We start from the raw sequence: 6,867 nt of genomic DNA on the forward strand, positions 1-6,867 counted from the left end.
ACAATTAGCATCTGTAGTAGAATAAACATAGATAGATGGAATATCAAAAGATTCTATTACAGAAGCAATCTCGTCTTGTTCACTGTCTGAAGCAGTAGGACAGCAGCAAGCATACCAATCAGAATTATCTGCTCTGCAAGCAGCAAAAGCTTGTGCTTTAGTCTCTGAAGAGCTTTCTGAATCATCAGCACGTCCAATAACAATTTTACTTGGAGCGGGATTTTGAGAAAAGTATATAGATACTCTTTCAGCTAAATCAGAACTAAAACCTGCTTCTATTATTTCTTGTGTATTACTATAAACAGCAGTTCTACTGGTAATTGAACTTGGAAATAAAGACGATTCTACAAGAATAAGACCGATGTCATAAGTTGCATTTGCTGCGGCTAAAGCACCAGTATTAACTGTTACATCGATTATTTCTTTAATCGGAATAGCCATATCATCTACTCTCCTTTATAATTACATTATACTTATCATAATAACCTACTTCATGTTCATTAGAATTCGTGCAATAAACACTAACTACTAATTCGCATCTTTGCCACCATTGACCATTATAATTTTCCATGAGTCTAATAGGACCTCTATTCTGGTCTGGCATTGTATAAAGTTCTACTTTTGAAAGCTTTTCTTTTACTGGAAATGAATACCAATCTAGCAAAAGCTTTCTCATTCTATCTACAGAATTTAAGCCATAAGCTGAAAAATGAATAGTAAAAACTTCTGTATTTTGAGCAATAGTTTTACCATCTTCATAATAATGACGATTTATAAAATTTGATATATCATTTTCTTCTGGATTTATATAAAAGTAAAGAGCATCCGTGTCTTTATTTACTAATGGAAATCCTAAATTATTATAAGAAACTATTATATTATTTGATTCATATTCAGTATGTTTTGTTAAAATATCAGATATAGCATCTTCTAATTCATTTAGATAATGCACGTTATCACGACCTTTCTATCAAAACACAAACTGATTTACAAAAACCATATTGCATATCTCCTAAAGTATTTGCTACTTTAAACGTTTTTCCTTCAAAATAAACTATATCAGAAATATAAGCAGATTCTTCTCTGTTTGATGTTACATAAAGTTCATTTTCCGTAAATACATTTATAGCTCCAGAAAGTTTATCTGCTTCAGGAAGCATTTCTAATGTTTTTACATCAGCAATAGTAACTACTGCAGTGACTTGAAAAGTAGATTCTACATAAGAAGCTCTGTGATTTACTATAGAACATTTTGTCCTCTTTACTGTTATTGTTTGACAAAAATCTGGATCATATATAAGTTCGCCAACGTTTATCATCGCTTCCCTCCTTTATCTACGACATACGTAATAGATTTTCTCAGTTCTCCAGTATCTATAAGAGGTCTAGAAGAACCTTTAGCTTTTATAGTAACTGGAGAATTAGGAGCCCATCCATTATCTGGATTAGTAAACCAAGCTCTACTTACATTTTGCCCTCTTATTCCTATTTCTTCTAGCTTTTTATCTGCTTCAGAACATTTACCTTTTATTACAGAAATAGTTGCTTCATTAAACATTTTATTAAGTCTTTGTTGATCACTTTTTATAGCTGGCTCTATAACTGGTCTAGGCGGAATGTTATTTATAGGAGAACCATTCGTATGAATAAATAGCAATTCGGCATTAGTAACTTGGCTTGGACCTTCTTCACTACTTCTTTCTCTGCTATTATTCTTTTGAGGAATTCCTACATACACAGCTCTTGAGTCAATATATTCTAAAGACTTTTTTATAGCTTTCATTATTTCATGCTTTTCACTAAGCTTAGAAAATGCAGATAGTACGTCAGCCATTGACCCACATCCCAGCATGACCGTATAGTTTACAATATGTAGCAAGTTGCTGGCCATAAATAGTATACTTAAAAGTAGAATATCCATGAAGATCTGAACTAGCATCCATGAAATCATAGCTTATAGAGAGACCGTCTACAGATTTAGAAGTAGCAATTCCTTTCGGCATAGCTTGTTGAATTGCTGACTTAGCCGTGGGATCTTCGTTAACTGTCTGCAAATACAAAGTAGAAAGATGAGCTATATACAAGCACATCATAAACTTCCATGATTCATGAAATCTTTTTTCTTTTAATGATGCATCTGCTACCGTATAAAACATATTTATTACAGCTTCTGGTATCAATCCATTAAACTGAGGATATATAGAATAGAAATCATTTTCTATATCAAACTCTGGATTGTCTGTGATGAAAATGTTAGAGGAAGAATTGAACGTCTCATTAAATACGAGAGCATTATTCGTATACCCTAACATATTAAAGAAGTTAAGCATTCAATTCTTCCTCCTTCATTTATCTCAGATTATTACTCTCCAATAATTTCTTTCTTACGAGCAGAATAAATAATCTTACGAAGCTCCTTCGCTTTTTCATCTCCAGTCAAAGAAAGACCAAGCTCTTCTGCGGTAGAAACCAACTGCTCAATGTCCATGCTTTTAATATTAACATAGATTTCTTCAAGCTCAGCTTGCTTAGGATCAACCTCATTATCATTAATGACAGTTTCTACTTCTTCTACAGTAGACTTGCCAGCAATACGAACGAGTCCAAGCTTTACGCAATCCTTAAAAAGCGGATCATCAGCAAACTTCTCTGGCATATCCTGAAAAGCTTTAGGAGAAGTAACAAATTTTTCTACACTTCCATCCTTTTTATGACCGGGTCCAAACTGATAAGAACCTTTTGAAAAAATTTGCACTGTTTATTCCTCCTTAGATACCGTCGTAATATCCGACAGGCTGAGTATAAAGATATTTAATCTGCCCCATCTGAGCTGCATAAATAGTAATATATGCAAACTGCAAAGCGACGGGCTGAGTCATGCAACGAGTAAGAGGAACAGGAAGATCGAAGTACAAGAAATCTTCATCATTTTTATACACAATCATACGATTAACTCCGCCAACGCCGGCGGCAATACACCAACGAGAAGGGGCAATAACAAGATCCACTCCATGAGCAGTGCTCATATTATTCTTAAGCAAATAGCTTAGAATATTTTCATCGCCAGAAGTACCAATACGAGTAGAAACGATATAAGCATAATTCTCGGGAGGAATAAGAATATGATTCGGAATAGCATCTTCATCATATTCAGAAGCAGCCCAACGTTCAGTAATAGCCTTATTAATATCCCAAAGAATCTCGTCTACAGTCTTATTCTTCCAAAGACGATCATCAGCGGTAGAACCGCCCTCTTTATAATCTACATAAGCAGCAGTCACATTATCGTCATTGACAAGACCAGTAATACCTACGGAGCTAAAACCTTTATATACAAGCTGATCAATAGACTTATTGTAATTGAGACGAATGCCCTTATCAAGAATAGCATCAAGAGAACGTCCAATGGTCTGCAGCTTCTGATTGTCCACAAAAGGAACTTTCATACCCTGAGCCCAAGTAAACACCTTGAAGATATCTTTATTTACATTAGCTTGCATTAGAGGAATAACGTCCGTCTGACCGCCAATAAGTCCGCCATCATTTCCACCAGTAGTAGCATAATCCACATTCATAGTAGAAGTGAAATCAACCCATCCACCACCAGTCTTAGCAACGATATCTCTCTGCCAAGTTACTGAAGTAAGAGGTTCGCGAATCTTAGGATCTCTCTTCTCAAGCTCACCTTCGAGAAATGCCATACCAGTAGCAATACCAGCAGCATCACGAACACTCATGCCATTTCCAAGATTAGAATCAGAAATAACAGTTACATTATTGTTAGTGCCAAACTGAGCACCAGAATCACGTACAATCATTTGTTTACCTCCTTCCTAATTAACCACGATTGCGAGTCTTAATAGTAATTTCTGCAATGCCATTAGCATCTACAGAACCAGTAGTAAACTCGACATTCGCAAGAGCAATAGTGTTAGTAGAATCGGCTGCAGCTTCAATATCACCTACTTTAGAAGCAGCATAAGAAGCATTAGCTGCGATACGAACATAAACAGTACCGCCAGCAGCAGGAGTACCTCTTCCAACCTTTACAGTGCACTGACCACGAGTAAGAACATCGCAAGGCTGGCCATCAAGATAATCAGAATTAGACTGCGGATCGAAAGTATTAGCCTGAACAACTTCTCTGACAGCAATACCAGCAAAATTAGCTGCCGTAAAATCTGCTCCAGCAGCTTTATACTTATTATCAGTAGTAAGAACTACCGCATTGCCAAAAGCAATGCTTCCATCGGCAACTCTATTCTGAATAATAGCGTCTGCAGTAGCAGAAACAGTTCCAGGATAACCTTTATTAAGTGCAATACCAATAACAGTTCCAGGCATCTTTACTTGACCTCCTTCTTATAATGAGGATTAAACTTAGCAGCAATTGAACTGCCAACTTCATAATCATTGATCATAGACTTCTTGAGTTCAGCATCTCTAGCAGCAGAAGCCTTATTTTTACTAACAGCTTTCATAATAGAACTATAATCTGTAGTAGTAGTCTTCTGAGCCTTAGCAAGCTTGGCAACTGAATCAGCAAGCTTTTTACGAGCTCCTGCATCTTTAATAGATGCAATCTGAGGCTTAATCTCCGCAATAATCTTGCGAATAGAATCAGAAGAATCTTTAATTTCCTTAGGATCTACAGTCACAGACTCTTCTCCTTCAGTATCTTCAATCTCTTCTTCCTCTTCTTCTACTTCATTATTCTCCTTAAGCTCTTCGTCAAGAGCATCTAGGGCAGACATTGATTCGTCCCTAACCAAGCCAGCATCCTTGAGAGCTTTAGAAATAGCGTCATTGACAATCTTTTCGATGTTCTCCGCAGATTCATCTTTAGTTTCCTCAATGACTTCTCCTTCGGTAGATTCATCAGCCATCTCGCAAGCTGCATCAATCACTTCCTCAGGAACAGAATCCATAGACTTGAGCTTCTTAAGAAACTTTACCATTGCGTCTTTAGCAGACATTTCATTTACCTCCCTTTATGTTATCTTTTACTTTATTCTTAAAGGTGTTATTTGGCTTGTTGTTGCTGATAGCAAGCAAAGCTTGAGCTATTTTAATATTATTTTTATTGTTTTCTATTGCTTTATCTTTTATACTAACACGTGAACCAGCTCTTCCATTTTTCACTAAGCTCACATGATTACCTCTTATGTTTGATTGATATGTTTTACCATTCTTTTCTATATAATCGCAAGTATATCCAGACGAAACTTCTCTTTTTATACCTGTTTCTATTTCACTTATAGTGACTGGATCTCTGACTATAATATCAGCTACTATGCAATCTGCATATTCTCCTTTTCCTCTACGTACGTTCGAAAGCTCACCTTTTGCATATATACTCCAATTATCTGGAGTTACATCATCTATTGGATGATCATCAGTAAAAGCTTTACCTTCAAAAGAAGCAAGAGTCAACTGATCAAAAAGCTCTTCTTCAGTCCTATAAACTGATATTATTTCATTACCTCCATCTCCGACTTCTGAACCTAAATATTTATATTCCCCAGTTCTACCGATAGGAACATTAAAACAGATTAAAAAGCCTTCTGGAGTTCTAGCCATATTATCTGATATTTTAGAACCATAATAAGATTTAGCCAAACATTTACACCTCCTTTGCTTATCAACTTGAAATCTTACAAGCTTTTTACTTCTTTTTCAAAGTCCTGTATAAGCATCCATCTTTGATACGAATCAGGAAGCAATGCATCTAATTCTTCAGCTTCTTCTTTAGAAAGATAATTCATTATAGAAGAGTATTTATTATTATAAGAATTAAATTTATTTATAATCTGTTCTATTCTTTTGAGGTCTTTCTTAGCTTCTTCGGAAATTACTTTAATATTGTTTGCTACTGTTCGCATATTCCTTCTTGGAACGTCTAAAGTTTTGATGGCTTTTGAAAGCTTATCACTCATATTTTATAACCTCCAGAACTTTATAGCAATACGGATTGCTTTTCTTATATTCTTTCGTTATTCTATTTTTGCTATAGCTTATTGGGAATTTAGATGTTCCAACAGAAAGTTTATCATTAGCATCTATATAGATTATTTTATATTCTACACTAGCTTCGTCTCTGGTCAATTTATCTATAGCTAATAGAAGCTTATCCATAATTTTCCTCCCTAATTTATTATATCATATTATTGTTATTTTGTAAAGGGTTTTAGAAAATTTCTTTAAAATCTTTTTTACTCATAAACTTTATTGAACCATTAAGATAAACTTTATGAGGCCACTTTACATCATTTATGTCAAGCAATACTTCTGGATAACATCTACAATTATATATTTCTCCAGCATGATAGTAAGCATTGTTTTTAGCTGGTGGTAAACCAGTAAGTAATTCTGGAGAAGGAGGATCTTGCCATTTTATAAGCACGTCGTCCATAGTCTTATGAGAATCTCTAACTCTAGCATCTTCTTCAGTTCTCCATACATACCACAGCTTCTCAACATTTTCAGCTCTAGCTCTAGTCAAAGCCGTTTGAGTTTTTGAAACTTCAGTCCTTGCGATAAGTTTTACTGAAGCTCTAGCATGTTGTATTGTTTTTTCTCTTATTATTTTAGATATTTCTGTAGCTCTTAAGCCTTCAAACGTAGTTTTTCTTACATCTTCTACTACTCTTTTAGAAATATCTAAAGGAAGTGTAGATATTATAGTAGCATTTCTGTTTATTTGGCTTTGTATTGAAGCTTCTAAACCATTATTTATGTTTTGCTTTAATAGTCTATATAGTATATAATACTTAGTAGCTTTACGAGCAGCTTTGCGCCAAGTAGAAGCATTTATTTTTGATACTGGAAGCACCATTCTTTTAACAATAGAATTAATATAGTTATTAT

Annotated in this window: 13 protein-coding genes; all 13 read right to left on the reverse strand. The window is 34.8% G+C overall.

All coding sequences use genetic code 11. From position 1 onward, the window contains the following. Positions 1-441 (reverse strand): DUF3383 family protein (locus BWI44_RS00710; RefSeq protein ID WP_286810369.1); only part of this gene is annotated, 441 nt, incomplete at its 3' end. A 1-nt stretch (position 442) separates the two neighbouring features. After that, positions 443-952 (reverse strand): phage neck terminator protein, encoded by a 510-nt coding sequence (locus BWI44_RS00715; protein WP_286810370.1) that lies wholly within the window; start codon positions 950-952, stop codon positions 443-445. 4 nt (positions 953-956) lie between these two features. Continuing rightward, the gene (locus tag BWI44_RS00720) at positions 957-1,319 is read right to left on the reverse strand and encodes a hypothetical protein (RefSeq protein ID WP_286810371.1); all 363 of its coding nucleotides are present in this window, start codon (positions 1,317-1,319) and stop codon (positions 957-959) included. After that, the gene (locus BWI44_RS00725; protein WP_286810373.1) at positions 1,316-1,834 is read right to left on the reverse strand and encodes a phage virion morphogenesis protein; all 519 of its coding nucleotides are present in this window, start codon (positions 1,832-1,834) and stop codon (positions 1,316-1,318) included. Before BWI44_RS00725 ends, BWI44_RS00720 begins: the two co-directional genes overlap by 4 nt. Further along, complete coding sequence (locus BWI44_RS00730; protein ID WP_286810375.1) at positions 1,827-2,312, reverse strand: DUF4054 domain-containing protein; 486 nt, start codon at positions 2,310-2,312, stop codon at positions 1,827-1,829. Before BWI44_RS00730 ends, BWI44_RS00725 begins: the two co-directional genes overlap by 8 nt. Before the next feature lie 50 nt (positions 2,313-2,362). Continuing rightward, positions 2,363-2,755, reverse strand: coding sequence for a hypothetical protein (locus BWI44_RS00735; protein ID WP_286810377.1), 393 nt, complete (start codon positions 2,753-2,755; stop codon positions 2,363-2,365). A 13-nt stretch (positions 2,756-2,768) separates the two neighbouring features. After that, a complete protein-coding gene (locus BWI44_RS00740) occupies positions 2,769-3,818 on the reverse strand; it encodes a DUF2184 domain-containing protein (protein ID WP_286810379.1) in 1,050 nt (349 codons plus the stop codon). A 19-nt stretch (positions 3,819-3,837) separates the two neighbouring features. Next, the gene (locus BWI44_RS00745) at positions 3,838-4,344 is read right to left on the reverse strand and encodes a structural cement protein Gp24 (protein ID WP_286810381.1); all 507 of its coding nucleotides are present in this window, start codon (positions 4,342-4,344) and stop codon (positions 3,838-3,840) included. A gap of 2 nt (positions 4,345-4,346) precedes the next feature. Next, complete coding sequence (locus BWI44_RS00750; protein WP_286810382.1) at positions 4,347-4,976, reverse strand: hypothetical protein; 630 nt, start codon at positions 4,974-4,976, stop codon at positions 4,347-4,349. Between the two features lies 1 nt (position 4,977). Beyond that, positions 4,978-5,580: a DUF2213 domain-containing protein gene (locus BWI44_RS00755; RefSeq protein ID WP_286810384.1), complete on the reverse strand. Its 603-nt coding sequence runs from the start codon at positions 5,578-5,580 to the stop codon at positions 4,978-4,980. 74 nt (positions 5,581-5,654) lie between these two features. Beyond that, positions 5,655-5,936 (reverse strand): hypothetical protein, encoded by a 282-nt coding sequence (locus BWI44_RS00760; protein ID WP_286810386.1) that lies wholly within the window; start codon positions 5,934-5,936, stop codon positions 5,655-5,657. Next, positions 5,929-6,135: a hypothetical protein gene (locus tag BWI44_RS00765; protein WP_286810388.1), complete on the reverse strand. Its 207-nt coding sequence runs from the start codon at positions 6,133-6,135 to the stop codon at positions 5,929-5,931. Before BWI44_RS00765 ends, BWI44_RS00760 begins: the two co-directional genes overlap by 8 nt. A 52-nt stretch (positions 6,136-6,187) precedes the next feature. Next, the coding region (locus tag BWI44_RS00770) for a phage head morphogenesis protein (RefSeq protein ID WP_286810390.1) at positions 6,188-6,867 on the reverse strand (680 nt) is incomplete at its 5' end.

Origin of the sequence: Bacteroides sp. Phil13 (assembly GCF_001940965.1) — a bacterium.
GTDB lineage: Bacteria > Bacteroidota > Bacteroidia > Bacteroidales > Bacteroidaceae > Bacteroides > Bacteroides intestinalis.

What these genes read in the sequence shown, in the direction of transcription:
- BWI44_RS00720 (WP_286810371.1), bottom strand. Translation starts at nt 1,319, where the DNA reads ATGATAAACGTTGGCGAACTTATATATGATCCAGATTTTTGTCAAACA.
- BWI44_RS00725 (WP_286810373.1), bottom strand. Translation starts at nt 1,834, where the DNA reads ATGGCTGACGTACTATCTGCATTTTCTAAGCTTAGTGAAAAGCATGAA.
- BWI44_RS00730 (WP_286810375.1), bottom strand. Translation starts at nt 2,312, where the DNA reads ATGTTAGGGTATACGAATAATGCTCTCGTATTTAATGAGACGTTCAAT.
- BWI44_RS00740 (WP_286810379.1), bottom strand. Translation starts at nt 3,818, where the DNA reads ATGATTGTACGTGATTCTGGTGCTCAGTTTGGCACTAACAATAATGTA.
- BWI44_RS00745 (WP_286810381.1), bottom strand. Translation starts at nt 4,344, where the DNA reads ATGCCTGGAACTGTTATTGGTATTGCACTTAATAAAGGTTATCCTGGA.
- BWI44_RS00750 (WP_286810382.1), bottom strand. Translation starts at nt 4,976, where the DNA reads ATGTCTGCTAAAGACGCAATGGTAAAGTTTCTTAAGAAGCTCAAGTCT.
- BWI44_RS00755 (WP_286810384.1), bottom strand. Translation starts at nt 5,580, where the DNA reads ATGGCTAGAACTCCAGAAGGCTTTTTAATCTGTTTTAATGTTCCTATC.
- BWI44_RS00760 (WP_286810386.1), bottom strand. Translation starts at nt 5,936, where the DNA reads ATGAGTGATAAGCTTTCAAAAGCCATCAAAACTTTAGACGTTCCAAGA.
- BWI44_RS00765 (WP_286810388.1), bottom strand. Translation starts at nt 6,135, where the DNA reads ATGGATAAGCTTCTATTAGCTATAGATAAATTGACCAGAGACGAAGCT.